Annotated in this window: 1 pseudogene; it reads left to right on the top strand. The window is 56.8% G+C overall.

From position 1 onward, the window contains the following. Positions 1 to 206 (top strand): annotated as a pseudogene (locus AAC147_RS12240) (DNA primase); the annotation flags it as partial.

The raw sequence follows: 206 nt of genomic DNA, 5'->3' as shown, positions 1-206 counted from the left end.
TATGCGCTCAAGCTGTTGCAATCGGACGGCGAGTTAACGATGGCGAGCACGGGCAAGGACGAAGCCACCGGCAACCTGGTCACCAAAAGCTATACCGTCAAAGGCCCGGTGATGCTGATGTTAACCACGACGGCCATTGATGTGGATGAAGAACTGCTCAACCGCTGTCTGGTGCTGACGGTGAACGAATCCCGCGAGCAGACCGA

Origin of the sequence: Xenorhabdus sp. NBAII XenSa04, from assembly GCF_963866145.1 — a bacterium.
Taxonomy (GTDB): domain Bacteria; phylum Pseudomonadota; class Gammaproteobacteria; order Enterobacterales; family Enterobacteriaceae; genus Xenorhabdus; species Xenorhabdus indica.
Note: the sequence above shows the minus strand (reverse complement) of the source record. Positions and strands in the feature narration are given on the sequence as shown.